This window comes from Pseudomonas sp. TS_SC_3 (genome assembly GCF_056156225.1).
On record NZ_CM149586.1, the window covers coordinates 24,717 to 51,057 of the forward strand.

At 55.4% G+C, this 26,341-nt stretch carries 33 protein-coding genes; all 33 read left to right on the top strand.

Features of this window, described 5'->3' with window-relative positions; genetic code table 11:
* Positions 1-97: 97 nt before the first annotated feature.
* The 33 genes from rpoB (at position 98) to AC0J6G_RS00315 (ending at position 26,299) form a co-directional block, all read left to right on the top strand.
* Positions 98-4,171, top strand: a complete 4,074-nt coding sequence (gene rpoB, locus AC0J6G_RS00155) for a DNA-directed RNA polymerase subunit beta (RefSeq protein ID WP_475250427.1) — start codon at positions 98-100, stop codon at positions 4,169-4,171.
* Between the two features lie 64 nt (positions 4,172-4,235).
* Complete coding sequence (gene rpoC, locus AC0J6G_RS00160) at positions 4,236-8,435, top strand: DNA-directed RNA polymerase subunit beta' (RefSeq protein WP_475250428.1); 4,200 nt, start codon at positions 4,236-4,238, stop codon at positions 8,433-8,435.
* Between the two features lie 153 nt (positions 8,436-8,588).
* Positions 8,589-8,960 carry a 30S ribosomal protein S12 gene (gene rpsL / locus AC0J6G_RS00165; protein WP_003463319.1) on the top strand — a complete coding sequence of 124 codons (372 nt, stop codon included), beginning with the start codon at positions 8,589-8,591 and terminating at the stop codon, positions 8,958-8,960.
* A 120-nt stretch (positions 8,961-9,080) separates the two neighbouring features.
* Complete coding sequence (rpsG, locus tag AC0J6G_RS00170) at positions 9,081-9,551, top strand: 30S ribosomal protein S7 (protein WP_010490886.1); 471 nt, start codon at positions 9,081-9,083, stop codon at positions 9,549-9,551.
* 30 nt (positions 9,552-9,581) lie between these two features.
* Positions 9,582-11,687 carry an elongation factor G gene (gene fusA, locus AC0J6G_RS00175; RefSeq protein ID WP_475250429.1) on the top strand — a complete coding sequence of 702 codons (2,106 nt, stop codon included), beginning with the start codon at positions 9,582-9,584 and terminating at the stop codon, positions 11,685-11,687.
* A gap of 30 nt (positions 11,688-11,717) precedes the next feature.
* Positions 11,718-12,911: an elongation factor Tu gene (gene tuf / locus AC0J6G_RS00180; protein ID WP_475250422.1), complete on the top strand. Its 1,194-nt coding sequence runs from the start codon at positions 11,718-11,720 to the stop codon at positions 12,909-12,911.
* Between the two features lie 140 nt (positions 12,912-13,051).
* A complete protein-coding gene (gene rpsJ, locus AC0J6G_RS00185) occupies positions 13,052-13,363 on the top strand; it encodes a 30S ribosomal protein S10 (protein WP_010486970.1) in 312 nt (103 codons plus the stop codon).
* Positions 13,364-13,447: 84 nt separating this feature from the next.
* The gene (gene rplC / locus AC0J6G_RS00190; protein WP_411187027.1) at positions 13,448-14,083 is read left to right on the top strand and encodes a 50S ribosomal protein L3; all 636 of its coding nucleotides are present in this window, start codon (positions 13,448-13,450) and stop codon (positions 14,081-14,083) included.
* A gap of 12 nt (positions 14,084-14,095) precedes the next feature.
* The gene (gene rplD, locus AC0J6G_RS00195; RefSeq protein ID WP_475250430.1) at positions 14,096-14,698 is read left to right on the top strand and encodes a 50S ribosomal protein L4; all 603 of its coding nucleotides are present in this window, start codon (positions 14,096-14,098) and stop codon (positions 14,696-14,698) included.
* Positions 14,695-14,994, top strand: coding sequence for a 50S ribosomal protein L23 (gene rplW, locus AC0J6G_RS00200; protein WP_475250431.1), 300 nt, complete (start codon positions 14,695-14,697; stop codon positions 14,992-14,994). The genes rplD and rplW overlap by 4 nt, the downstream gene beginning before the upstream one ends.
* Positions 14,995-15,008: 14 nt before the next feature.
* Complete coding sequence (gene rplB / locus AC0J6G_RS00205) at positions 15,009-15,833, top strand: 50S ribosomal protein L2 (RefSeq protein ID WP_136665578.1); 825 nt, start codon at positions 15,009-15,011, stop codon at positions 15,831-15,833.
* A gap of 16 nt (positions 15,834-15,849) precedes the next feature.
* On the top strand, positions 15,850-16,125 hold the full coding sequence (rpsS, locus tag AC0J6G_RS00210; protein WP_475250432.1) for a 30S ribosomal protein S19: 276 nt from the start codon (positions 15,850-15,852) through the stop codon (positions 16,123-16,125).
* 11 nt (positions 16,126-16,136) lie between these two features.
* Positions 16,137-16,469, top strand: a complete 333-nt coding sequence (rplV, locus tag AC0J6G_RS00215) for a 50S ribosomal protein L22 (protein ID WP_003210077.1) — start codon at positions 16,137-16,139, stop codon at positions 16,467-16,469.
* Positions 16,470-16,482: 13 nt separating this feature from the next.
* The gene (gene rpsC / locus AC0J6G_RS00220) at positions 16,483-17,169 is read left to right on the top strand and encodes a 30S ribosomal protein S3 (RefSeq protein ID WP_069519907.1); all 687 of its coding nucleotides are present in this window, start codon (positions 16,483-16,485) and stop codon (positions 17,167-17,169) included.
* 12 nt (positions 17,170-17,181) lie between these two features.
* Positions 17,182-17,595, top strand: a complete 414-nt coding sequence (gene rplP, locus AC0J6G_RS00225) for a 50S ribosomal protein L16 (RefSeq protein ID WP_475250433.1) — start codon at positions 17,182-17,184, stop codon at positions 17,593-17,595.
* On the top strand, positions 17,595-17,786 hold the full coding sequence (gene rpmC, locus AC0J6G_RS00230) for a 50S ribosomal protein L29 (RefSeq protein ID WP_002555481.1): 192 nt from the start codon (positions 17,595-17,597) through the stop codon (positions 17,784-17,786). The genes rplP and rpmC overlap by 1 nt, the downstream gene beginning before the upstream one ends.
* 2 nt (positions 17,787-17,788) lie before the next feature.
* Complete coding sequence (rpsQ, locus tag AC0J6G_RS00235; protein WP_090243097.1) at positions 17,789-18,055, top strand: 30S ribosomal protein S17; 267 nt, start codon at positions 17,789-17,791, stop codon at positions 18,053-18,055.
* A 23-nt stretch (positions 18,056-18,078) separates the two neighbouring features.
* Complete coding sequence (gene rplN, locus AC0J6G_RS00240; protein WP_014854220.1) at positions 18,079-18,447, top strand: 50S ribosomal protein L14; 369 nt, start codon at positions 18,079-18,081, stop codon at positions 18,445-18,447.
* Between the two features lie 11 nt (positions 18,448-18,458).
* The gene (gene rplX, locus AC0J6G_RS00245; protein ID WP_475250434.1) at positions 18,459-18,773 is read left to right on the top strand and encodes a 50S ribosomal protein L24; all 315 of its coding nucleotides are present in this window, start codon (positions 18,459-18,461) and stop codon (positions 18,771-18,773) included.
* Positions 18,774-18,793: 20 nt separating this feature from the next.
* Complete coding sequence (rplE, locus tag AC0J6G_RS00250) at positions 18,794-19,333, top strand: 50S ribosomal protein L5 (RefSeq protein ID WP_274087709.1); 540 nt, start codon at positions 18,794-18,796, stop codon at positions 19,331-19,333.
* Between the two features lie 13 nt (positions 19,334-19,346).
* Positions 19,347-19,652, top strand: coding sequence for a 30S ribosomal protein S14 (gene rpsN, locus AC0J6G_RS00255; RefSeq protein WP_475250435.1), 306 nt, complete (start codon positions 19,347-19,349; stop codon positions 19,650-19,652).
* A 181-nt stretch (positions 19,653-19,833) separates the two neighbouring features.
* Positions 19,834-20,226: a 30S ribosomal protein S8 gene (gene rpsH / locus AC0J6G_RS00260; RefSeq protein WP_475250436.1), complete on the top strand. Its 393-nt coding sequence runs from the start codon at positions 19,834-19,836 to the stop codon at positions 20,224-20,226.
* Positions 20,227-20,239: 13 nt separating this feature from the next.
* Positions 20,240-20,773, top strand: coding sequence for a 50S ribosomal protein L6 (gene rplF / locus AC0J6G_RS00265; protein ID WP_475250437.1), 534 nt, complete (start codon positions 20,240-20,242; stop codon positions 20,771-20,773).
* A gap of 10 nt (positions 20,774-20,783) precedes the next feature.
* Entirely contained in the window at positions 20,784-21,134 is a 351-nt protein-coding gene (gene rplR / locus AC0J6G_RS00270; RefSeq protein ID WP_079204532.1) for a 50S ribosomal protein L18, read from the top strand.
* 3 nt (positions 21,135-21,137) lie between these two features.
* Positions 21,138-21,638, top strand: a complete 501-nt coding sequence (rpsE, locus tag AC0J6G_RS00275) for a 30S ribosomal protein S5 (RefSeq protein WP_274087710.1) — start codon at positions 21,138-21,140, stop codon at positions 21,636-21,638.
* A gap of 2 nt (positions 21,639-21,640) precedes the next feature.
* The gene (gene rpmD / locus AC0J6G_RS00280; RefSeq protein WP_079204534.1) at positions 21,641-21,820 is read left to right on the top strand and encodes a 50S ribosomal protein L30; all 180 of its coding nucleotides are present in this window, start codon (positions 21,641-21,643) and stop codon (positions 21,818-21,820) included.
* A 3-nt stretch (positions 21,821-21,823) separates the two neighbouring features.
* A complete protein-coding gene (gene rplO / locus AC0J6G_RS00285) occupies positions 21,824-22,258 on the top strand; it encodes a 50S ribosomal protein L15 (protein ID WP_475250438.1) in 435 nt (144 codons plus the stop codon).
* On the top strand, positions 22,259-23,587 hold the full coding sequence (gene secY / locus AC0J6G_RS00290; protein WP_475250439.1) for a preprotein translocase subunit SecY: 1,329 nt from the start codon (positions 22,259-22,261) through the stop codon (positions 23,585-23,587).
* A gap of 26 nt (positions 23,588-23,613) precedes the next feature.
* Positions 23,614-23,730, top strand: coding sequence for a 50S ribosomal protein L36 (gene rpmJ / locus AC0J6G_RS00295; protein ID WP_014854209.1), 117 nt, complete (start codon positions 23,614-23,616; stop codon positions 23,728-23,730).
* 130 nt (positions 23,731-23,860) lie between these two features.
* On the top strand, positions 23,861-24,217 hold the full coding sequence (gene rpsM, locus AC0J6G_RS00300; protein WP_475250440.1) for a 30S ribosomal protein S13: 357 nt from the start codon (positions 23,861-23,863) through the stop codon (positions 24,215-24,217).
* Between the two features lie 30 nt (positions 24,218-24,247).
* A complete protein-coding gene (rpsK, locus tag AC0J6G_RS00305) occupies positions 24,248-24,637 on the top strand; it encodes a 30S ribosomal protein S11 (protein ID WP_013789773.1) in 390 nt (129 codons plus the stop codon).
* 17 nt (positions 24,638-24,654) lie between these two features.
* The gene (gene rpsD / locus AC0J6G_RS00310; RefSeq protein WP_475250441.1) at positions 24,655-25,275 is read left to right on the top strand and encodes a 30S ribosomal protein S4; all 621 of its coding nucleotides are present in this window, start codon (positions 24,655-24,657) and stop codon (positions 25,273-25,275) included.
* A 22-nt stretch (positions 25,276-25,297) separates the two neighbouring features.
* Positions 25,298-26,299 (top strand): DNA-directed RNA polymerase subunit alpha, encoded by a 1,002-nt coding sequence (locus AC0J6G_RS00315; protein WP_090255780.1) that lies wholly within the window; start codon positions 25,298-25,300, stop codon positions 26,297-26,299.
* Positions 26,300-26,341 lie beyond the last annotated feature (42 nt).

The window sequence follows — 26,341 nt, forward strand, 5'->3', positions numbered from 1 at the left end:
CGCCCGATGTGGCGGTGCAAACTTAGGGTTTGCAAGAGTTTCTGGCAACTCCCGTCGGAGGGGCCAAATAAGCAGGTGACCAAGCTGGGGAACGCTGATGGCTTACTCATATACTGAGAAAAAACGTATCCGCAAGGACTTTAGCAAGTTGCCGGATGTCATGGATGTGCCTTATCTCCTGGCCATCCAGCTGGATTCGTATCGCGAATTCCTGCAGGCAGGAGCGACCAAGGACCAGTTCCGCGACATTGGCCTGCATGCGGCCTTCAAGTCTGTTTTCCCGATTATCAGCTATTCCGGCAATGCTGCTCTGGAGTATGTCGGTTATCGCCTGGGCGAGCCGGCTTTTGATGTTAAGGAATGTACGTTGCGTGGCGTTACCTACGCCGTGCCGCTGCGAGTCAAAGTCCGTCTGATCATTTTCGACAAAGAATCGTCGAACAAAGCGATCAAGGACATTAAGGAACAAGAAGTGTACATGGGCGAAATTCCGCTCATGACCGAAAACGGTACCTTCGTTATCAACGGTACCGAGCGCGTTATCGTCTCCCAGCTACACCGCTCCCCAGGTGTGTTCTTCGACCACGACCGTGGCAAGACGCACAGCTCGGGCAAGCTGTTGTACTCGGCGCGGATCATTCCTTACCGCGGTTCTTGGTTGGACTTCGAGTTCGATCCGAAGGACGCCGTGTTCGTGCGCATCGACCGTCGTCGCAAGCTGCCGGCTTCCGTGCTGCTGCGCGCGCTGGGCTATGGCACAGAAGAAGTGCTGGACGCGTTCTATGCGACCAACGTTTTCCACGTTAAGGGCGAATCCCTCAACCTGGAACTGGTACCGCAGCGTCTGCGTGGCGAAATTGCCGTCATTGATATCAAAGACGACAAGGGCAAAGTCATTGTTGAGCAAGGTCGCCGGATTACTGCGCGCCATATCAACCAACTGGACAAAGCCGGTATCAAAGAGCTGGAAGTGCCAATCGATTACCTGATCGGCCGCACTTCGGCCAAGGCTATCGTGCACCCGGCTACCGGCGAAATCATCGCTGAGTGCAACACCGAGCTGAACGTCGAGATTCTGGCCAAGGTGGTCAAGGCTCAGGTTGTACGCATTGAAACGCTGTACACCAACGACATCGATTGCGGTCCGTTCATCTCTGACACCCTGAAAATCGACAGCACCACCAATCAGTTGGAAGCGCTGGTCGAGATCTACCGCATGATGCGTCCTGGCGAGCCGCCAACGAAGGATGCCGCTGAGACCCTGTTCAACAACCTGTTCTTCAGCCCTGAGCGCTATGACCTGTCTGCGGTCGGCCGGATGAAGTTCAACCGTCGTATCGGTCGTACCGAAATCGAAGGTTCGGGCGTGCTGAGCAAGGAAGATATCGTCGAGGTTCTCAAGACCCTGGTCGACATCCGTAACGGCAAAGGCATCGTCGACGACATCGACCACCTGGGTAACCGTCGTGTTCGCTGCGTCGGCGAAATGGCCGAGAACCAGTTCCGCGTTGGCCTGGTGCGTGTTGAGCGTGCGGTCAAAGAGCGTCTGTCGATGGCTGAAAGCGAAGGCTTGATGCCGCAGGACCTGATCAACGCCAAGCCAGTTGCGGCCGCGGTGAAAGAGTTCTTCGGTTCCAGCCAGCTCTCGCAGTTTATGGACCAGAACAACCCGCTCTCTGAGATCACCCACAAGCGCCGTGTTTCGGCTCTTGGCCCGGGCGGTCTGACCCGTGAGCGTGCCGGCTTCGAAGTCCGTGACGTACACCCGACCCACTACGGCCGTGTGTGCCCGATCGAGACCCCTGAAGGTCCGAACATCGGTCTGATCAACTCCCTGGCAGCTTATGCGCGCACCAACCAGTACGGCTTCCTTGAGAGCCCGTACCGTGTGGTGAAAGACACCCTGGTTACCGACGAAATCGTGTTCCTGTCCGCTATCGAAGAGGCCGATCACGTGATCGCCCAGGCTTCGGCGACCATGAACGATAAAGGTCAGCTGGTTGATGAGTTGGTGGCGGTACGTCACCTCAACGAATTCACCGTTAAAGCGCCTGAAGACGTCACCCTGATGGACGTATCGCCCAAGCAGGTAGTTTCGGTTGCCGCTTCGCTGATCCCGTTCCTCGAGCACGACGACGCCAACCGTGCGTTGATGGGTTCGAACATGCAGCGTCAGGCTGTACCTACCCTGCGCGCTGACAAGCCGCTGGTCGGTACTGGTATGGAGCGCAACGTGGCGCGCGATTCCGGCGTGTGCGTCGTGGCGCGTCGTGGCGGTGTGATCGACTCTGTCGATGCCAGCCGTGTTGTGGTTCGCGTCAATGACGACGAAGTTGAAACTGGCGAAGCCGGTGTCGACATCTACAACCTGACCAAGTACACCCGTTCCAACCAGAACACCTGCATCAACCAGCGTCCGCTGGTGCGCAAAGGTGACAAGGTTGAGCGCAGCGACATCCTGGCCGACGGTCCGTCCACCGATATGGGTGAGCTGGCTCTGGGTCAGAACATGCGCGTCGCGTTCATGCCGTGGAACGGTTACAACTTCGAAGACTCCATCTGCCTCTCCGAGCGCGTGGTGCAAGAAGACCGTTTCACCACCATCCACATTCAGGAACTGACCTGTGTGGCGCGTGACACTAAGCTCGGTTCGGAAGAAATCACTTCCGACATCCCGAACGTCGGTGAATCGGCGCTGAACAAGCTGGACGAAGCAGGCATCGTGTATGTCGGCGCTGAAGTGGGTCCAGGTGACATTCTGGTTGGTAAGGTCACGCCAAAAGGCGAAACCCAGCTGACTCCAGAAGAGAAACTGTTGCGTGCCATCTTCGGTGAGAAGGCGTCGGATGTTAAGGACACCTCCCTGCGTGTGCCGACTGGCACCAAAGGTACCGTTATCGACGTGCAGGTCTTCACCCGTGACGGCGTTGAGCGTGACGCACGTGCGCTGTCGATCGAGAAGAGCCAGCTTGACGAGATCCGCAAGGACCTCAACGAAGAGTTCCGCATTGTTGAAGGCGCGACCTTCGAGCGTCTGCGTTCTGCCCTCGTGGGTAAGAAAGCCGAAGGCGGCGCAGGCCTGAAGAAGGGCGCTGAAGTTACCGACGAGTTCCTCGACGGCCTTGAGCACGGCCAGTGGTTCAAGCTGCGCATGGCTGACGATGCGCTGAACGAGCAGTTGGAAAAGGCTCAGGCCTACATCTCCGACCGCCGTCAGTTGCTCGACGACAAGTTCGAAGACAAGAAGCGCAAACTGCAACAGGGCGATGACCTGGCTCCAGGCGTACTGAAGATCGTCAAGGTTTACCTGGCAATCCGTCGTCGCATTCAGCCGGGCGACAAGATGGCCGGTCGTCACGGTAACAAGGGTGTGGTCTCGGTGATCATGCCGGTTGAAGACATGCCGCACGACGTCAATGGTACGCCGGTCGACATCGTTCTCAACCCGCTGGGCGTACCATCGCGTATGAACGTCGGTCAGATCCTTGAAACCCACCTGGGCCTCGCGGCTAAAGGGTTGGGCGAGAAGATCAACCGCATGCTCGAAGAGCAGCGCAAAGTCGCTGAGCTGCGCAAGTTCATGCAGCAGATCTACAACGAAATCGGCGGTCGTCAAGAAAGCCTGGATGAGTTGAGCGATCAGGAAATTCTCAACCTGGCGCACAACCTCAAAGGCGGTGTGCCAATGGCCACCCCGGTGTTCGATGGCGCCAAGGAAACTGAGATCAAAGCCATGCTCAAACTGGCGGATCTGCCAGAGAGCGGTCAGATGCAGTTGGTTGACGGTCGTACCGGCAACCTGTTCGAGCGTCCGACCACCGTTGGCTACATGTACATGCTGAAACTGAACCACCTGGTGGACGACAAGATGCACGCGCGTTCCACGGGTTCCTACAGCCTGGTTACTCAGCAGCCGCTGGGTGGTAAGGCGCAGTTCGGTGGTCAGCGCTTCGGTGAGATGGAGGTCTGGGCACTGGAAGCTTACGGCGCCGCCTACACCCTGCAGGAAATGCTGACCGTGAAGTCGGACGACGTGAACGGCCGTACCAAGATGTACAAAAACATCGTGGACGGTGATCACCGTATGGAGCCGGGCATGCCCGAGTCCTTCAACGTACTGATCAAAGAGATCCGTTCGCTGGGTATCGACATCGATCTGGAAACCGAATAACACGTGACGCGAATCGAGAGCGTGGCTGCATAGCCCGCTCTCTGCTCCGCCAGGAGGAAAGGCCTTGAAAGACCTACTGAATTTGCTGAAAAACCAGGGTCAAGTCGAAGAGTTCGACGCAATCCGTATTGCGTTGGCGTCGCCTGAGATGATCCGTTCGTGGTCGTTCGGTGAAGTTAAAAAGCCGGAAACCATCAACTACCGTACGTTCAAACCTGAGCGTGACGGCCTGTTCTGCGCCAAGATCTTTGGCCCGGTAAAGGATTACGAGTGCCTGTGCGGTAAGTACAAGCGCTTGAAGCATCGCGGCGTAATCTGCGAGAAGTGCGGCGTTGAAGTGGCGCTGGCCAAGGTTCGTCGTGAGCGCATGGCGCACATCGAATTGGCTTCGCCGGTTGCCCACATCTGGTTCCTCAAGTCGCTGCCGAGCCGTATCGGTTTGCTGATGGACATGACCCTGCGTGATATCGAGCGCGTTCTCTACTTCGAGAGCTATGTCGTTATCGATCCGGGCATGACCACCCTGGAAAAAGGCCAGCTGCTGAACGACGAGCAGTACTTCGAAGCCCTCGAAGAGTTCGGCGATGACTTCGATGCCCGCATGGGTGCTGAAGCCGTCCGCGAACTGCTGCACGCGATCGACCTGGAGCACGAGATTGGTCGTCTGCGCGAAGAAATTCCGCAAACCAACTCGGAAACCAAGATCAAGAAGCTGTCCAAGCGTCTGAAGCTGATGGAAGCGTTCCTCGGTTCGGGCAACCTGCCTGAGTGGATGGTGTTGACCGTTCTGCCGGTTCTACCCCCAGACCTTCGTCCGCTGGTTCCACTGGACGGTGGCCGCTTCGCGACCTCGGATCTGAACGATCTGTATCGCCGCGTGATCAACCGTAACAACCGCCTCAAGCGCCTGCTCGATCTGTCCGCGCCGGACATCATCGTGCGCAACGAAAAGCGCATGCTGCAAGAGGCGGTCGACGCCCTGCTCGACAACGGCCGTCGCGGTCGCGCCATCACTGGCTCGAACAAGCGTCCGCTGAAATCCTTGGCTGACATGATCAAGGGTAAGCAAGGTCGTTTCCGTCAGAACCTGCTCGGTAAGCGCGTGGACTACTCCGGTCGTTCGGTAATTACCGTGGGCCCGACCCTGCGTCTGCATCAGTGCGGTCTGCCGAAGAAGATGGCTCTCGAGCTGTTCAAGCCGTTCATTTTCGGCAAGCTGGAAATGCGTGGTCTCGCAACCACCATCAAAGCCGCGAAGAAGATGGTCGAGCGTGAGCTGCCAGAGGTGTGGGACGTTCTCGCTGAAGTGATTCGCGAACACCCCGTGCTGCTCAACCGTGCACCAACTCTTCACCGTCTGGGCATCCAGGCGTTTGAACCGGTTCTGATCGAAGGTAAAGCGATTCAGCTGCACCCGCTGGTCTGCGCCGCGTACAACGCCGACTTCGACGGTGACCAGATGGCCGTGCACGTACCGCTGACGCTGGAAGCCCAGCTGGAAGCGCGCGCACTGATGATGTCGACCAACAACATCCTGTCGCCTGCCAACGGTGAGCCGATCATCGTGCCTTCGCAGGACGTGGTACTGGGTCTGTATTACATGACCCGTGAAGCGATCAATGCCAAGGGCGAAGGTCGTATTTTCGCTGACCTGCAAGAAGTTGACCGTGTCTTCCGTGCCGGTGAAGCCTCGCTGCATGCTCGCGTTAAAGTGCGCATCAACGAAGTGATCAACGACCGCGACGGCAGCAGCACCAAGAACACCCGTATTGTCGACACCACTGTCGGCCGCGCGCTGCTGTTCCAAATCGTTCCGCCTGGCCTGTCGTACGACGTGGTCAACCAGACGATGAAAAAGAAGGCGATCTCCAAACTGATCAACCAGTGCTACCGCGTGGTGGGTTTGAAAGAGACCGTTATCTTCGCTGACCAGTTGATGTACACCGGTTTCGCCTACTCGACCATTTCGGGTGTGTCGATTGGTGTGAACGACTTCGTTATCCCGGATGAGAAGGCGCGCATCATTGACGCCGCCACCGAGGAAGTTAAAGAGATCGAGTCGCAGTACGCCTCCGGCCTGGTAACCCAGGGTGAGAAGTACAACAAAGTGATCGACCTTTGGTCCAAGGCTAACGACGAAGTGTCCAAAGCGATGATGGCCAACCTCTCGAAAGAGAAAGTGGTTGATCGCGATGGCAACACCGTTGAGCAAGAGTCGTTCAACTCGATGTACATGATGGCCGACTCCGGTGCGCGAGGTTCTGCTGCGCAGATCCGTCAGCTCGCCGGTATGCGTGGTCTGATGGCCAAGCCGGACGGCTCGATCATCGAAACGCCGATCACCGCGAACTTCCGCGAAGGTCTGTCGGTTCTGCAGTACTTCATCTCGACGCACGGTGCGCGTAAGGGGCTTGCGGATACCGCGTTGAAAACCGCTAACTCCGGTTACCTGACCCGTCGTCTGGTCGACGTGGCGCAGGATCTGGTGGTTACCGCCATCGATTGCGGCACCGAGCATGGCCTGCTGATGACGCCGCACATTGAAGGCGGTGACGTGGTTGAGCCGTTGGGTGAGCGCGTTCTGGGTCGAGTAATCGCCCGTGACGTATTCAAACCAGGCACCGAAGAAGTCATCGTTCCAGCCGGTACGCTGGTTGATGAGCAGTGGGTTGAATTCATCGAGCTGAACAGCATCGACGAAGTGATCGTGCGTTCGCCGATCAGCTGTGAGACCCGCTACGGCATCTGTGCCATGTGCTACGGTCGCGACCTGGCTCGTGGTCACCAGATCAACATCGGTGAAGCAGTCGGCGTTATCGCGGCTCAGTCGATCGGTGAGCCGGGTACCCAGCTGACCATGCGTACGTTCCACATCGGTGGTGCGGCTAGCCGGACCTCGGCGGCTGACAGCGTACAAGTGAAGAACGGCGGTGCGATTCGCCTGCACAACCTGAAGCACGTTGAGCGTCTGGACGGCAACCTGGTGGCGGTTTCCCGCTCCGGCGAGCTGGCGATTGCTGATGAGTTCGGTCGTGAGCGCGAGCGCTACAAACTGCCATACGGTGCCGTCATTTCCGTGAAGGAAGGTGACAAGGTTGACGCTGGCGCCATCGTCGCCAAGTGGGACCCGCACACCCACCCGATCGTTACCGAAATGAAAGGTACCGTGACCTACGTGGGCATGGAAGAAGGCATCACCATCAAGCGTCAGACCGACGAATTGACGGGTTTGACCAACATCGAAGTCCTCGATCCGAAAGATCGTCCGGCGGCTGGTAAGGACATTCGTCCTGCTCTGAAGATGGTTGGCGAAGATGGCAAGGATCTGCTGCTGCCAGGTACCGACGTACTGGCTCAGTACTTCCTGCCGGCAAACGCCCTGGTGGGTGTGGCGAACGGTGCGAACATCGCGATCGGTGATGTTATCGCGCGTATCCCGCAAGAGACTTCCAAAACCCGCGACATCACCGGTGGTCTGCCGCGTGTTGCCGACTTGTTCGAAGCGCGTCGTCCGAAAGAAGCCTCGATTCTGGCTGAAATCAGCGGCACCATCGCGTTTGGTAAAGAGACCAAAGGCAAGCGCCGTCTGGTCATTACCCCGAACGATGGCAGCGATCCGTACGAAGAGCTGATTCCGAAGTGGCGTCACCTGAACGTGTTCGAAGGTGAGCAGGTCAACAAGGGTGAAGTTATCTCCGACGGTCCGAGCGATCCGCACGATATCCTGCGTTTGCTGGGTGTCAGCGCGCTGGCCAAGTACATCGTCAACGAGATCCAGGACGTGTACCGCTTGCAGGGCGTGAAGATCAACGACAAGCACATCGAAACCATCCTGCGTCAAATGCTGCGCAAGGTTGAAGTGGCTGAGTCGGGTGATTCCACCTTCATCAAGGGCGATCAGATGGAGTTGACCGCGGTACTGGGCGAAAACGAGCGTCTGGCGGCAGAAGACAAGTTCGTTGCCAAGTACACCCGCGTGTTGTTGGGTATCACCAAGGCGTCGCTGTCCACCGAGTCGTTTATCTCGGCGGCTTCTTTCCAGGAAACCACCCGCGTTCTTACCGAAGCGGCCGTTACTGGTAAGCGCGATTACCTGCGTGGCTTGAAAGAGAACGTGGTTGTGGGTCGTCTGATCCCGGCCGGTACCGGTTTGGCCTACCATGCTGAGCGTAAGCGCAAGCGTGAAGCCGATAAACCAGTACGGGTTAGTGCCAGTGAAGTGGAAGCTGCTCTGACCGAAGCGCTGAATTCCAGCGGTAATTAAGTACAAAGCCCCGCTAGTTCGCTAGCGGGGCTTTGTCTTGACTGGGGCGGTGAGTCTCTTTAGACTCATGCACCCCTAAATTTGGCAGGGCATGTGCTCTGCCATTTTGTTTATGTAGGGTAATAGCGTCGCAAGACAACAGTGGAGCTTAAGATGGCAACTATCAACCAGCTGGTACGTCAGCCGCGTAAGCGTATCGTCGAGAAGTCCGACGTGCCTGCGCTGCAGAACTGCCCGCAGCGTCGTGGTGTGTGCACTCGTGTGTATACCACTACGCCGAAAAAACCTAACTCGGCACTGCGTAAAGTATGCCGTGTGCGCCTGACCAACGGTTTCGAGGTTTCCTCGTACATCGGCGGTGAAGGCCACAACCTGCAAGAGCACAGCGTCGTACTGATTCGTGGCGGTCGTGTAAAAGACTTGCCAGGTGTTCGTTACCACACCGTGCGCGGTTCGCTGGATACCTCCGGTGTTAAAGACCGTAAGCAGGGTCGTTCGAAGTACGGTACCAAGCGTCCGAAGTAATCGGCGCTGTGTATTGAATTGCGAGTTTCTATTTTTCTGAGTCGATAAGAGTAAGGTCGGGCATCCATCCTAAGGGGTGCAGTCCCGGGCTAACCTGAAGACCGTTTGAGGGCTTATCAAATGCCAAGACGTCGTGTAGCAGCCAAGCGCGAAGTGCTTGATGATCCAAAATACGGAAGCCAAATCCTGGCCAAGTTCATGAACCACGTGATGGAAAGCGGTAAGAAAGCCGTTGCCGAGCGTATCGTTTATGGCGCCCTGGATAAGGTTAAAGAGCGTAAGAACAGTGATCCCCTGGAGATCTTCGAGAAAGCTCTCGACGCCATCGCTCCGCTGGTCGAAGTGAAGTCGCGCCGTGTAGGCGGTGCTACTTACCAGGTTCCTGTCGAAGTTCGTCCGTCCCGTCGTAACGCCCTTGCCATGCGCTGGCTGGTGGATTTCGCCCGCAAGCGTGGCGAGAAATCCATGGCTCTGCGTTTGGCTGGTGAGTTGCTGGATGCCGCTGAAGGCAAAGGTGCTGCAGTTAAGAAGCGTGAAGACGTGCACCGTATGGCTGAAGCCAACAAGGCTTTCTCGCACTACCGCTTCTAATTTTAGCGTCACTCAATTTGCGAGGGCTTTATGGCTCGTACTACACCGATTAGCCGCTACCGTAACATTGGTATCTGTGCACACGTGGATGCTGGTAAAACCACCACCACTGAGCGCGTCCTTTTTTACACAGGCAAAAGTCACAAAATGGGCGAGGTGCATGATGGCGCCGCGACCACCGACTGGATGGTGCAGGAGCAGGAGCGTGGTATTACCATTACTTCTGCTGCTATTACCGCCTTCTGGCAGGGTTCCGAGAAGCAGCACAAAGACCAATACCGTTTCAACGTTATTGATACCCCAGGGCACGTAGACTTCACCATTGAAGTTGAGCGTTCCCTGCGTGTACTCGACGGCGCGGTCGTTGTGTTCTGCGGCACTTCCGGGGTTGAGCCTCAGTCGGAAACCGTATGGCGTCAGGCCAACAAATACGGCGTTCCACGTCTTGTCTATGTGAACAAGATGGACCGTGCCGGTGCTGACTTCCTGCGTGTTGTTGAGCAGATCAAAAAGCGTCTGGGTCACACCCCGGTGCCGATCCAGCTGGCCATCGGTTCCGAAGACAACTTCCAGGGTCAGATCGATCTGATCAATATGCAGGCTGTCTATTGGAATGACGCGGACAAGGGCACTGTGCCTGTTCGTAAGGACATTCCGGCGGAGTTGCTGGCAGAAGCTGAGAAGTGGCGCGGCAACATGGTTGAGGCTGCGGCCGAAGCCAATGAAGAGCTGATGAACAAGTACCTCGAAGGTGAAGAGCTCACCAACGCGGAAATCAAGGCTGCTCTGCGCCAGCGTACTATCGCCGGTGAGATCGTTTTGGCTGTTTGCGGTTCTTCGTTCAAGAACAAGGGTGTTCCCCTGGTTCTCGACGCCGTTATCGACTTCCTGCCTGCGCCAACTGACATTCCTGCTATCAAGGGTACAGACCCGGATAACGAGGAAATTCAGCTGGAGCGTCATGCAGACGACAGCGAGCCGTTCTCGGCGCTGGCGTTCAAGATCGCAACCGACCCATTCGTGGGTACCTTGACCTTCGTCCGCGTTTACTCGGGCGTGTTGGCCTCAGGTGACGGCGTGATCAACTCGGTTAAAGGCAAAAAAGAGCGCGTGGGCCGTATGGTGCAAATGCACGCTAACGCCCGCGAAGAGATCAAGGAAGTGCGCGCTGGTGACATCGCGGCCTTGATCGGCATGAAGGACGTCACCACGGGTGAGACTCTGTGCAACGCTGACAAGCCAATCATCCTGGTTCGCATGGACTTCCCGGAGCCGGTTATCTCGGTTGCCGTAGAGCCTAAGACCAAGGATGACCAGGAAAAAATGGGCATCGCTCTGGGCAAGCTTGCTCAGGAAGATCCATCTTTCCGCGTAAAAACTGATGAAGAGACTGGTCAAACGATCATCTCTGGTATGGGCGAGTTGCACCTGGACATCCTGGTCGACCGCATGCGCCGCGAGTTCAACGTTGAAGCCAACATCGGTAAGCCTCAGGTTTCCTATCGTGAGCGCATCACGAAGAACTGTGAAATCGAAGGCAAGTTCGTTCGTCAGTCCGGTGGTCGTGGTCAGTTTGGCCATTGCTGGATCCGTTTTGCGCCTGCTGACGAAGGTCAGGAAGGTCTGCAGTTCGTGAACGAAGTTGTGGGTGGTGTGGTTCCTAAGGAATACATCCCGGCTATCCAGAAGGGTATCGAAGAGCAGATGAAGAACGGTGTTGTTGCCGGCTATCCGCTGATCGGCCTGAAGGCTACCGTGTTCGATGGCTCTTACCACGACGTCGACTCCAACGAGATGGCGTTTAAGGTGGCTGCGTCCATGGCGACCAAGCAACTAGCCCAGAAGGGCGGTGGTGAGTTGCTTGAGCCGATCATGGCGGTAGAAGTTGTTACCCCGGAAGATTACATGGGTGACGTGATGGGCGACCTTAACCGCCGTCGCGGCATGATCTTGGGTATGGAAGACACGGTCTCCGGCAAAGTAATTCGTGCTGAAGTACCGCTGGGTGAGATGTTCGGTTATGCGACCGACGTCCGTTCCATGTCTCAGGGTCGCGCAAGCTACTCCATGGAATTCAAAAAATACAATACAGCTCCGTCGCACATCGTCGAATCTGTAACCAAAAAACAAGGCTGATTCAGCCCTTTAGGCAAGGAGTTAATTGTCGTGGCTAAAGAAAAATTTGATCGTTCCCTACCGCACGTCAACGTTGGCACTATCGGTCACGTTGACCATGGTAAAACCACCCTGACTGCAGCACTGACCCGTGTTTGCTCCGAGGTTTTCGGTTCGGCTGTTGTTGACTTCGATAAGATCGACAGCGCGCCAGAAGAAAAAGCTCGTGGTATCACCATCAACACCGCACACGTCGAGTACAACTCGAAGATCCGTCACTACGCTCACGTTGACTGCCCAGGTCACGCTGACTATGTGAAGAACATGATCACCGGTGCTGCGCAGATGGACGGCGCTATCCTGGTTTGCTCGGCCGCTGATGGTCCGATGCCGCAAACCCGCGAGCACATCCTGCTGTCCCGTCAGGTTGGCGTTCCGTACATCGTGGTTTTCCTGAACAAGGCTGACCTGGTTGACGACGCTGAGCTGCTTGAGCTGGTGGAAATGGAAGTGCGTGACTTGCTCAGCACTTACGATTTCCCAGGTGATGACACTCCGATCATCATCGGTTCCGCGCGTATGGCGCTGGAAGGTAAAGATGACAACGAAATGGGCACCACTGCCGTTCGTAAACTGGTTGAAACCCTGGATAGCTACATCCCAGAGCCAGTTCGTCTGACCGACAAGCCGTTCCTGATGCCAATCGAAGACGTATTCTCGATTTCGGGTCGCGGTACCGTTGTGACTGGCCGTATCGAGCGTGGCATCGTCCGCGTTCAAGATCCGCTGGAAATCGTAGGTCTGCGTGACACCACTGTCACCACCTGCACCGGTGTTGAGATGTTCCGCAAGCTGCTCGACGAAGGTCGTGCGGGTGAGAACTGTGGCGTTCTGCTGCGCGGCACCAAGCGTGACGACGTAGAGCGTGGTCAGGTTCTGGTTAAGCCGGGTTCGGTTAAGCCGCACACCACCTTCACTGCAGAAGTGTATGTGTTGAGCAAAGAAGAAGGCGGTCGTCATACTCCGTTCTTCAAAGGCTACCGTCCTCAGTTCTACTTCCGTACAACTGACGTAACCGGTAATTGCGAACTGCCGGAAGGCGTTGAAATGGTTATGCCAGGTGACAACATTCAGATGACTGTCACGCTGATCAAAACCATCGCAATGGAAGATGGTCTGCGTTTCGCCATTCGTGAAGGCGGTCGTACCGTCGGCGCCGGCGTCGTAGCCAAAATCATCGCGTAAGTGATGATTTAAGAAAAGCCTCCGCTTGCGGGGGCTTTTTTATTGGGTTGACACCTGCTAGGGGCGTCTATAGAATCACGCCTCCTTTTAACGGGCGTAATGCGTCCGTTGGGAATAGCAGCTTGGAATCTGAGGTCAAAATGCAAAACCAACAAATCCGTATTCGGTTGAAGGCTTTTGACCATCGCCTGATCGATCAATCAACCCAGGAAATCGTGGAAACCGCGAAACGTACTGGTGCTCAGGTGCGTGGTCCTATTCCTCTGCCTACCCGCAAAGAGCGGTTCACCGTACTGACCTCGCCTCACGTCAATAAAGACGCGCGTGATCAGTTCGAGATCCGTACTCATAAGCGTGTTCTGGACATCGTCCAGCCGACGGATAAAACCGTTGACGCGCTGATGAAGCTTGATCTTGCGGCTGGTGTGGAAGTGCAGATCAGCCTCGGCTAAGACCGCCTTAGGTTTTAGTCGTGTAACGCTCTGAAATGGGCGGCCATAGCGGGTGAAAGCCCCGTACACTCATGAGGTTACAACATGACTATTGGTGTAGTCGGTCGTAAGTGCGGTATGACCCGCATTTTCACCGAAGAAGGTGTCTCCATTCCGGTTACGGTCATTGAGATCGAGCCGAATCGTGTCACCCAGTTCAAAACTGAAGAGTCCGATGGCTATCGTGCAGTGCAAGTCACTGTCGGCGAGCGTCGCGCTTCTCGTGTGTCCAAGGCGCAAGCCGGCCACTTCGCTAAGGCGAATGTCGCGGCAGGTCGTACTGTTATGGAATTTCGTCTTGAAGAAGGCGATTACCAGGCAGGTGATCTGATCAACGCTGAAATATTCCAAGCTGGTCAACTGGTGGATGTCACCGGTCAGTCCAAAGGTAAAGGCTTTGCCGGTACCATCAAGCGTTGGAACTTCCGCGGCCAAGACAACACTCACGGTAACTCCGTGTCCCACCGTGTTCCGGGTTCCATTGGCCAATGCCAGACTCCGGGTCGCGTATTCAAGGGCAAGAAAATGTCCGGTCACATGGGTGCTGAGCGCGTGACTGTGCAGTCCCTGGAAGTAGTGCGCGTCGATGCTGAACGCAACCTGCTGCTGGTCAAGGGTGCCGTTCCTGGCGCTACTGGCGGCAACCTGGTTGTCCGTCCGGCAGCCAAGGCTCGCGGTTAAGGGGAAGCTGACATGCAATTAAATGTAAATGGCGCTCAAGCAATCGAAGTATCCGAAGCCACTTTTGGCGGCGCTTACAACGAGACCCTGGTTCACCAAGCAGTTGTGGCCTACATGGCCGGCGGCCGTCAAGGCAGCAAGCAGCAGAAGACTCGTTCCGACGTGTCCGGTGGCGGTAAGCGCCCATGGCGTCAGAAGGGTACCGGTCGTGCTCGTGCAGGTACCACTCGTGGTCCGATCTGGCGTGGCGGTGGTGTGACCTTCGCGGCTCGTCCGCAGAATCACGATCAAAAGCTGAACAAGAAGATGTATCGCGCTGCGCTGCGTTCGATTCTTGCCGAGCTGGTTCGTACTGATCGTTTGATCGTCGTCGAAGACTTCACTGTTGAAGCGCCGAAGACCAAAGAACTGTTGGGCAAGTTGAATGGCATGGGTCTGACCGATGTGCTGATCGTGTCCGATGCTATTGATGAGAATCTGTACCTGGCTGCGCGTAACCTGCCGCACGTTGATGTTCGTGACGTTCAAGGTTCCGACCCAGTTAGTCTGATCGCGTACGAAAAGGTGCTGGTCACCATTTCTGCCGTGAAGAAATTCGAGGAGCTGCTGGGATGAACCAGGAACGCGTATTTAAAGTGCTGCTTGGCCCGCACATCTCCGAGAAGGCCACAGACCTCGCTGACAAAAAAAGTCAGTTCGTTTTCAAGGTTGCAACCGATGCAACCAAGCTGGAAATCAAGAAGGCCGTCGAAAGCCTGTTCAGCGTGAATGTTGCTGCTGTTAATACCGTGAATGTTCTCGGTAAGACCAAGCGCAACGCTCGCGGTTTGGGCAAGCGTAACGACTGGAAGAAAGCGATTATTTCGCTTCAGCCAGGCCAAGATCTCGATTTCGCCAGCAGTGCTGAGTAAGGAAGGGGTGCATCATGGCAATCGTTAAATGCAAACCGACTTCCCCTGGCCGCCGTTTTGTGGTCAAGGTGGTCAATCAGGAGCTGCATAAAGGCGCTCCTTACGCTCCGCTGCTTGAGAAGAAGTCGAAGACTGGCGGTCGTAACAACAATGGTCGTATCACCACCCGTCATATCGGCGGTGGCCATAAGCAGCATTATCGTCTGGTCGATTTCCGTCGCAACGACAAAGATGGCATTCCAGCCACTGTTGAGCGTATTGAATACGATCCGAACCGTACCGCACACATCGCTCTGATGCTGTACGCGGACGGCGAGCGTCGCTACATCATTGCCCCTAAAGGCGTGAGCGCTGGCGATCAGCTGATAGCTGGCATCATGGCTCCGATCAAGCCGGGCAACAGTCTGCAACTGCGTAACATTCCAGTTGGTAGCACTGTTCACGGTATCGAACTGAAGCCGGGTAAAGGTGCTCAGATCGCCCGTTCCGCTGGTGCTTCGGCTCAGCTCATCGCGCGTGAAGGTGTCTACGTGACCCTGCGTCTGCGTTCCGGTGAAATGCGTAAAGTACTGGCTGAGTGCCGTGCGACCCTGGGTGAAGTCTCGAACTCCGAGCACAGCCTGCGTTCGCTGGGTAAAGCAGGTGCTAAGCGTTGGCGTGGCGTTCGCCCAACCGTTCGTGGTGTTGCCATGAACCCGGTTGACCACCCACATGGTGGTGGTGAAGGTCGTACCTCTGGTGGTCGTCATCCGGTGTCTCCATGGGGCTTCCCGACGAAGGGCGCGAAGACTCGTGGTAACAAACGCACCGACAATATGATCGTCCGTCGTCGCAAGTAAATAGAGGGATACGACAGTGCCACGTTCTCTGAAAAAAGGTCCTTTTATTGATCTTCACCTACTGAAGAAGATCGAAGCGGCGGTGGAAAAGAACGATCGCAAGCCGGTGAAAACCTGGTCGCGCCGTTCGATGATCCTGCCACAAATGGTCGGTCTGACCATCGCTGTACATAACGGTCGTCAACATGTCCCAGTTCTGGTGAACGAAGATATGGTCGGTCACAAACTAGGCGAATTTGCCGGCACCCGTACCTATCGTGGGCACGTGGCTGACAAGAAAGCCAAGCGTTAAGGGGTTAGGAAATGGAAGTAGCCGCTAAGTTGTCGGGCGCTCGCATCTCCGCCCAAAAAGCCCGCTTGGTCGCCGACCAGATCCGCGGGAAGAAGGTGGGCGAAGCGCTCAACCTCCTGGCTTTCAGCAGTAAGAAAGCCGCCGAGATCATCAAGAAAGTGCTGGAGTCGGCTGTAGCCAACGCCGAGCACAACGAAGGCGCAGACGTTGATGACTTGAAGGTCAGCACCGTTTTCGTCAACGAAGGGCGTTCGCTGAAGCGCATCATGCCGCGTGCCAAAGGCCGCGCTGATCGCATCGTCAAGCGGTCTTGCCATATCACTGTCAAGGTTGCGGACAAGTAACGGAGTCGATCAGATGGGTCAGAAAGTACATCCCATTGGCATTCGCCTGGGAATCGTCAAGGAGCACACCTCCGTCTGGTACGCCAGCGGTCGGACTTATGCGGACTATTTGTTCGCTGATCTGAAGGTGCGCGAGTATCTCCAAGACAAACTAAAAAGCGCGTCCGTAAGCCGTATCGACATTGCTCGCCCGGCTCAAACTGCACGCATCACCATCCACACTGCTCGTCCCGGTATCGTTATCGGCAAGAAAGGTGAAGATGTTGAGAAGCTGCGTCAGGACCTGACCAAGCAAATGGGTGTGCCTGTGCACATCAATATCGAAGAGATCCGTAAGCCGGAACTCGACGGTATGCTGGTTGCGCAGAGCGTAGCTCAGCAGCTGGAGCGTCGTGTGATGTTCCGTCGCGCTATGAAGCGCGCTGTACAGAACGCCATGCGTATTGGTGCCAAGGGCATCAAAATCCAAGTGAGCGGTCGTCTCGGCGGTGCTGAAATTGCACGTACCGAATGGTATCGCGAAGGTCGTGTGCCGTTGCACACCCTGCGTGCCGATATCGACTATGCCACGTACGAAGCGCACACCACTTATGGTGTGATCGGTGTCAAGGTTTGGATCTTCAAAGGCGAAGTGATTGGTGGCCTTAAAGAAGAACTGAAACCACAAGCACCTGCGCCTCGTAAAAAAGCTGCTAAGTAAGGGGTACGCCAAATGTTGCAACCAAAGCGTACGAAGTTCCGCAAGCAGATGACAGGCCACAACCGTGGCTTGGCTCAGCGCGGTAGTAAAGTCAGCTTCGGCGAATATGCGCTGAAGTCTGTTGCTCGCGGTCGTCTCACCGCCCGTCAGATTGAGTCCGCTCGTCGTGCTCTGACTCGTCACGTGAAGCGTGGCGGGAAAATCTGGATTCGCGTTTTCCCGGACAAGCCAATCTCCAAGAAGCCTCTTGAAGTGCGGATGGGTAAAGGGAAGGGTAGCGTTGAATATTGGGTAGCTCAGATCCAGCCAGGCAAAGTCCTGTACGAGATCGAAGGCGTTTCCGAAGAGTTGGCGCGTGAGGCTTTTGCCTTGGCTGCTGCAAAGCTGCCGCTCGCCACCACTTTTGTTAAGCGGACGGTGATGTGATGAAGGCGAATGAACTTCGTGAAAAATCAGCACAGCAGCTGAACGAGCAACTGCTCGGCCTGCTGCGCGACCAGTTCAATCTGCGTATGCAGAAAGCAACTGGCCAGTTGGGGCAGTCTCACCTGCTCTCGCAAGTTAAGCGCGACATCGCTCGTGTGAAAACTGTGCTCAACCAGCAGGCAGGTAAGTGATCATGGCTGAAGCCGAAAAAACAGTCCGTACGCTGACCGGCCGTGTCGTCAGCGACAAGATGGACAAGACCATCACCGTATTGATCGAGCGTCGCGTTAAGCACCCGATCTACGGCAAATATGTCAAGCGTTCGACCAAGCTGCACGCGCACGACGAAACCAACCAGAGCAAGATCGGCGACAAAGTTTCCATTCGTGAAACCCGTCCCGTAGCCAAGACCAAGTCTTGGGCGCTGGTTGAGATCCTCGAACGCGCAGTGGAAGTCTAAGGGCTAAGGGTCGGAGAAATTATATGATTCAGACTCAATCCATGCTCGACGTCGCTGACAACAGCGGTGCTCGTCGCGTTATGTGTATCAAAGTGCTGGGCGGCTCGCATCGTCGTTACGCTGGCATCGGCGACATCATCAAAGTCACCGTTAAGGAAGCAATTCCACGCGGTAAAGTGAAGAAAGGCCAGGTGATGACTGCTGTTGTAGTCCGCACGCGTCACGGCGTTCGTCGCCCTGACGGCTCGATCATTCGCTTTGATGGCAACGCTGCTGTTCTGCTGAACAACAAGCAAGAGCCAATCGGCACCCGTATTTTTGGGCCAGTGACTCGTGAACTTCGTAATGAGAAGTTCATGAAGATCGTCTCGCTCGCACCTGAAGTGCTGTAAGGAGATCCGACATGCAAAAGATTCGTCGTGACGACGAGATCATCGTGATCGCCGGTAAAGACAAAGGTAAGCGTGGCAAGGTGCTCAAGGTTCTCGCTGACGACCGTTTGGTCGTTGGTGGGATCAACCTGGTGAAGCGCCATACCAAGCCGAACCCGATGTCGGGCGTTCAGGGCGGTATCGTCGAGAAAGAAGCGCCAATGCACGCTTCTAACGTGGCCATCTTCAATGGCGAAACCAACAAGGCTGACCGCGTTGGTTTCAAAATCGAAGAAGGTAAAAAAATTCGTGTCTTCAAGTCGACCCAAAAAGCGGTTGATGCTTGAACACTGCTAGGTAGAAGACCATGGCACGACTAAAAGAGATTTACCGGAAAGAAATTGCGCCGAAGCTTAAGGAAGAACTTAAGCTTGCCAACGTGATGGAGGTTCCGCGCATCACCAAGATCACCCTTAACATGGGCCTGGGCGAAGCTATCGGTGACAAGAAAATCATCGAGCACGCTGTTGCCGACCTGGAAAAGATTACCGGTCAGAAAGTCGTTGTGACTTATGCCCGTAAGTCGATTGCAGGCTTCAAGGTTCGTGAGGGCTGGCCGATTGGCGTCAAGGTCACTCTGCGTCGCGAAAAGATGTATGAGTTCCTGGATCGTCTGCTGTCCATCTCCCTGCCGCGTGTGCGTGACTTCCGCGGCCTGAATGCCAAGTCCTTCGACGGTCGTGGTAACTACAGCATGGGCGTTAAAGAGCAGATCATTTTCCCGGAAATTGATTACGACAAGATCGATGCTCTGCGTGGTTTGGATATTACTCTGACCACCACCGCCCGTTCGGATGATGAAGGTCGCGCCTTGCTGCGTGCTTTCAAATTCCCGTTCCGCAACTGATTGGAGTTGGATCATGGCCAAAATGAGCATGAAAAACCGCGAGCTGAAGCGTCAGCTGACGGTTGCCAAGTACGCCAAGAAGCGTGCTGAGCTGAAAGCCATCATCGTCGATCAGGAAGCAACTCCTGAAGCGCGTTGGGAAGCTTCGGTGGCACTGCAGAAGCAGCCGCGTGATGCCAGCGCTTCGCGCCTGCGCAATCGCTGCCGCATTACCGGTCGTCCGCACGGCGTTTATCGCAAGTTCGGGCTGTCGCGTATCAAGCTGCGTGAAGCTGCAATGCGTGGTGATGTACCAGGTTTGGTTAAAGCCAGCTGGTAAAAAACAAAGCCGGCCCAGTGCCGGCTTTGTCTTATCTGTGAATCAAGCCCCTTTGGGGCTTGATTCATTTTTGATCAGTCTCTAGAATGCTCGGCTCGCCTGAGCCTGGGTTTGTTTTCCCAGCGTTGTCAGCGACTGTAGCCGCAAGGCTAATTCTTTTTGTATCAGGAGCGTCTAGCCCATGAGTATGCAGGACCCGTTAGCGGACATGCTAACTCGTATCCGTAATGCCCAGATGGCTGAAAAGTCCGTCGTAAGCATGCCATCTTCCACGTTGAAGGTGTCTGTAGCCAAAGTTCTAAAAGACGAAGGTTATATTGCGGGTTATCAGATCAGCGGTGAAGTTAAGCCGCAGCTGTCCATCGAGCTGAAGTACTTCGAAGGCCGTCCGGTTATCGAAGAAGTTAAGCGCGTAAGCCGCCCAGGCCTTCGCCAATATAAATCCTCTGATGATCTGCCGAAAGTTCGTGGCGGTCTCGGGGTTTCCATCGTCTCCACCAATAAAGGTGTGATGACGGACCGCGCTGCGCGCGCTGCCGGTGTCGGCGGCGAAGTGCTTTGCACAGTGTTCTAAGGGGGGAATAAGCATGTCTCGTGTTGCTAAGAACCCCGTTACGCTGCCCGCTGGTGTTGAGATCAAGCTCACCGGCCAACAGCTTTCGGTAAAGGGTGCCAAGGGCACTCTCGAACTGAATGTTCACTCGTCCGTTGAAGTTCTGCATGAAGCTGGTGAGCTGCGTTTCGCTGCTCGCAATGGTGATCAGCAGACTCGCGCTATGGCCGGCACTACTCGTGCTCTGGTCAACAATATGGTGATCGGTGTCCATGCTGGCTTCGAGCGTAAGCTGCAGCTGGTCGGCGTTGGTTACAAGGCGCAAGCCAAAGGTCAGGTGTTGAGCCTCTCTCTGGGCTACTCCCATCCGATCGAGTACGAATTGCCGGAAGGCATCGTGGCTGAGACTCCCAACCAAACCGAGATCCTGATTAAGGGTACGGATAAGCAAGTGGTTGGTCAGGTCGCTGCGGAGATTCGTGACTTCCGTCGTCCTGAACCTTATAAGGGCAAAGGTGTTCGTTACGCTGACGAAGTCGTCCGCCGTAAAGAAGCCAAGAAGAAGTAGGGCATAGCAAATGACCGACAAAAAAGTTACTCGACTGCGTCGCGCTCGCAAAGCACGCCTGAAAATGCACGAGCTAGAAGCCGTGCGTCTCTGCGTGTATCGCTCTTCGCAGCACATTTATGCCCAGGTCATTTCGGCCGACGGCAGCAAGGTTCTGGCCAGCGCCTCTACCTTGGACAAAGCACTGCGTGACGGCGCCACTGGCAACGTCGACGCGGCCAAGAAAGTTGGTGAGCTGGTTGCTGAGCGTGCGAAAGCCGCTGGTGTGACTCAGGTTGCATTCGACCGTTCTGGCTTCAAGTACCACGGCCGCGTTCAGGCGCTGGCTGATGCTGCTCGTGAAGGCGGGCTGGAGTTCTAAGTTATGGCAAATAACGACCAAAAGCGCGACGAAGGCTATATCGAGAAGCTGGTACAGGTTAACCGCGTTGCCAAGACCGTTAAGGGTGGCCGTATCTTCACTTTCACCGCGTTGACCGTGGTGGGTGATGGTAAGGGTCGCGTCGGTTTCGGCCGTGGCAAATCCCGTGAAGTGCCTGCGGCCATCCAGAAAGCGATGGAAGCTGCTCGTCGCAACATGATCCAGGTAGACCTGAACGGTACCACCTTGCAGTACGCCATCAAGTCTAACCATGGCGCTTCTAAGGTGTACATGCAGCCTGCTTCTGAAGGTACCGGCATCATCGCCGGCGGCGCAATGCGTGCTGTTCTGGAAGTGGCTGGCGTGCAGAACGTTCTGGCTAAGTGCTACGGCTCGACTAACCAAGTGAACGTGGTGTACGCCACCTTCAAAGGTTTGAAGGCTATGCAGTCGCCAGGTTCTATTGCGGCCAAGCGTGGCAAGAGTGTCGAGGAGATTCTCTAATCATGGCTAATACCGTAAAAGTTACGCTGATCAAAAGCATGACCGGCCGTATCCCTAACCATAAGCTCTGCGTTAAGGGTTTGGGTCTGCGTCGCATCGGTCACACCGTAGAAGTGCTGGATACTCCCGAGAATCGCGGGATGATCAACAAGGCTTACTACATGCTGCGAGTCGAGGGTTAATACATGTACCTGAACGATTTGAGTCCTGCGCCGGGTTCCCGTCGCGAGAAGCACCGTCCGGGCCGTGGTATCGGTAGCGGTTTGGGTAAGACTGGTGGCCGCGGCCACAAGGGTCAAACCTCCCGTTCCGGTGGCACCATTGCTCCGGGTTTTGAAGGCGGCCAGCAGCCTCTGCACCGTCGTCTGCCTAAGTTCGGCTTCGTTTCTTTGAAGGCTATGGATCGCGCACAAGTGCGTACGTCCGAGCTGAATAAAGTCGAAGGCGGCATTATTACTCTGCAGTCGCTGAAGGATGCCAACCTGATTAACCAAAACGTGCAGCGTGTGAAAGTCATGCTGTCCGGTGAAGTTACTCAAGCAGTCACCCTTAAAGGTATCGCCGTCACCAAAGGTGCGCGCGCGGCTATCGAAGCAGCTGGCGGTAAGTTCGAGGAATAAATGGCTAAGCAAGGTGCTCTCTCAGCGCTCAGCAATGGCGGGTTGTCGGAACTCTGGGCTCGTTTGCGTTTTCTATTCATGGCGATCATCGTCTATCGGATAGGTGCACACATCCCCGTTCCCGGCATTAATCCGGACCGGTTGGCGGACCTGTTTCGACAGAATGAGGGGACCATTCTTAGCTTGTTCAACATGTTTTCCGGCGGCGCGCTGGAGCGCATGAGTATTTTTGCACTGGGGATCATGCCGTACATTTCGGCGTCGATCATCATGCAGCTCATGACCGCTGTTAGCCCGCAGCTGGAGCAGTTGAAGAAGGAAGGTGAGGCTGGCCGTCGCAAGATTAGCCAGTACACCCGCTACGGCACCCTCGTCCTAGCAATTGTTCAAGCTATCGGCATGTCCGTTGGTTTGGCCAGTCAGGGCGTAGCGTTCACGGTTGATTTCGGCTTCCACTTCGTTGCAGTCACCACGTTTGTGGCGGGTGCGATGTTTATGATGTGGCTGGGCGAGCAAATCACCGAGCGTGGTGTTGGCAACGGTATTTCGATGCTGATTTTTGCAGGCATCGTAGCCGGTCTGCCGTCGGCGATTGGGCAGTCTTTCGAGTCTGCTCGTCAGGGTGACATCAATATTTTTGCCCTGATTGCCATCGGTTTGCTGGCAGTAGCGATTATCGGTTTTGTGGTGTTCATTGAGCGTGGTCAGCGTCGCATTGCGGTGCACTATGCCAAGCGTCAGCAGGGTCGTAAGGTTTTTGCTGCGCAGACGAGCCACTTGCCGTTGAAGGTGAATATGGCGGGGGTTATCCCGGCTATTTTTGCCAGCAGCCTTCTGTTATTCCCGGCTTCGCTGGGTGCCTGGTTTGGTCAGTCTGAAGGTATGGGCTGGCTGCAGGATATTTCACAGGCTATCGCTCCTGGTCAGCCGTTGAACATTTTGCTGTTTAGTGCAGGGATCGTATTCTTCTGCTTCTTCTATACAGCGTTGATGTTCAACCCGAAAGACGTAGCGGAGAACCTGAAGAAGTCCGGTGCCTTTATTCCCGGTATCCGTCCAGGTGAGCAGTCGGCGCGCTATATCGATGGCGTTTTGACTCGTTTGACCATGTTCGGTGCTCTTTACATGACGGCCGTATGCTTGCTGCCCCAGTTCCTGGTGGTGGCTGCCAACGTACCGTTCTATCTTGGCGGGACCTCGTTGCTGATCGTGGTAGTGGTTGTGATGGACTTCATGTCGCAAGTACAATCGCACCTCGTTTCGCACCAGTACGAATCCCTGATGAAGAAAGCCAACCTGAAGGGCTACGGCAGCGGCATGCTGCGCTGAAGTCCATAAGGTTCGAGGAGTTGGTGATGAAAGTTCGTGCATCGGTGAAAAAGCTGTGCCGTAACTGCAAGATTGTCCGTCGCGAAGGTGTTGTTCGCGTCATTTGCAGTGCGGAGCCGCGTCACAAACAGCGCCAAGGCTGAGTGTGAGGAAGTGATAAGCCCGGCAGCTAGTGCGCTGCCGGGTTGATTATTTGTTTCTACAGCGTTAATATCTCGCGCCCTATTTCTTGGCTTCCGGGGCGTAGGTAGCTGTCAATTGGAGTTCCACTGAATGGCCCGTATTGCAGGCGTTAACATTCCGGATAACAAGCACGCTGTTATCTCGTTGACCTACATCTATGGTGTTGGTCGCACAACTGCACAGAAAGTCTGTGCTGCCGCCGGCGTCAATCCGGCTGCAAAAATCAAAGATCTCTCTGACGAGCAGATCGAGCAGCTGCGTGGCGAAGTAGCCAAGGTTAATACCGAAGGCGACCTGCGTCGTGAAGTGAACATGAAAATCAAGCGCTTGATGGACCTGGGTTGCTACCGCGGCCTGCGTCATCGTCGTGGTCTGCCGGCTCGCGGTCAGCGTACCAAGACCAACGCGCGTACCCGCAAGGGCCCGCGTAAGCCGATCCGCAAGTAATCGCATTCGCGCATCGACAGGAATTTAGTCATGGCAAAACCTGCTGCTCGTACTCGTAAGAAAGTCAAAAAGACGGTGGTTGATGGCATCGCCCACATCCACGCTTCTTTCAACAACACAATCGTGACCATTACTGACCGTCAGGGCAACGCTCTGTCTTGGGCTACCTCTGGTGGTTCGGGTTTCCGCGGCTCGCGTAAAAGCACCCCGTTCGCCGCCCAGGTGGCTGCAGAACGTGCTGGTCAAGCTGCGCTGGAATATGGCCTGAAGAACCTCGACGTTAACGTCAAGGGTCCCGGTCCGGGTCGTGAGTCCGCTGTCCGTGCTTTGAACGGCTGTGGCTATAAGATCGCCAGCATCACCGATGTGACGCCCATCCCGCATAACGGATGCCGTCCTTCGAAGAAGCGTCGCGTGTAATCAGGAGACAGTGAGAAATGGCTCGTTACATTGGTCCCAAATGCAAACTGTCTCGTCGTGAAGGCACAGATCTTTTCCTGAAAAGCGGTGTACGCGCTCTGGAATCGAAGTGCAACATCGAAGCAGCCCCAGGTATTCACGGTCAGCGCCGTGGCCGTCAGTCCGACTACGGCACCCAGCTGCGTGAGAAGCAAAAAGTTCGTCGTATCTACGGTGTACTTGAGCGTCAATTCAGCGGTTATTACAAAGAAGCTGCCGGCAAGAAAGGCGCGACTGGTGAGAACCTGCTGCAATTGCTCGAATGCCGTCTGGATAACGTGGTTTACCGCATGGGTTACGGTGCTACTCGCGCTGAATCCCGTCAGCTGGTATCGCACAAGTCGATCAGCGTAAACGGTAAAACTGTCAACGTACCGTCCTACCAGGTTAAAGCTGGTGACGTGGTTGCAGTCCGCGAGAAATCGAAGAATCAGCTGCGCATTGTTCAAGCTCTTGAGCTGTGTGCCCAGCGTGGCCGCGTTGAATGGGTAGAAGTAGACACTGAGAAGAAGTCTGGCGTGTTCAAAAGCGTCCCGGCTCGCAGTGATCTCTCCGCCGACATCAACGAAAGCCTGATTGTCGAGCTCTACTCCAAGTAAGGGCTAGAAAATAGGTGCATCCATGCAGATTTCGGTAAATGAGTTCCTGACCCCCCGTCACATTGATGTGCAGGTGGTCAGTTCGACCCGCGCTAAGATCACTCTCGAGCCTCTCGAGCGTGGCTTTGGCCATACCCTGGGCAACGCGCTGCGTCGCATCTTGTTGTCCTCCATGCCTGGCTGTGCAGTAGTCGAGGCCGAGATTGACGGTGTACTTCATGAGTACAGCGCCATCGAAGGTGTTCAGGAAGACGTCATTGAAATCCTGCTCAACCTTAAAGGTCTGGCTGTCAAACTGCACGGTCGTGACGAAGTGACGTTGACTCTGGCGAAGAAGGGCTCGGGCGTAGTTACCGCTGCCGATATTCAGCTGGATCACGATGTCGAAATCGTCAATGGCGACCACGTAATCGCCAACCTGGCTTCCACTGGCGCGCTGAACATGAAGCTAACCATAGCTCGTGGTCGCGGCTATGAGCCGGCTGACGCTCGTCAGAGCGATGAAGACGAAAGCCGCAGCATTGGTCGCTTGCAGCTGGATGCTTCGTTCAGCCCGGTACGCCGTGTGTCGTACGTGGTGGAAAACGCTCGTGTTGAGCAGCGTACTAACCTGGACAAACTGGTTATCGACCTGGAGACCAACGGTACTCTGGACCCTGAAGAGGCTATCCGCCGCGCTGCAACCATTCTGCAACAGCAGTTGGCTGCGTTCGTCGATCTCAAAGGTGACAGTGAGCCTGTGGTTATCGAGCAGGAGGATGAGATCGATCCGATCCTTCTCCGCCCGGTTGATGACCTGGAACTGACTGTACGTTCGGCCAACTGCCTCAAAGCAGAAAACATTTACTACATCGGTGATCTGATTCAGCGCACCGAAGTAGAACTGTTGAAAACGCCGAACCTGGGCAAGAAATCCCTGACTGAAATCAAGGATGTTCTGGCTTCTCGCGGTCTGTCCCTCGGTATGCGCCTCGACAACTGGCCGCCGGCAAGTCTGAAGAAAGACGATAAGGCGACTGCCTGATCGTCATCATCACCGAACGTGAGTTTGGTAAGGAATTGAACC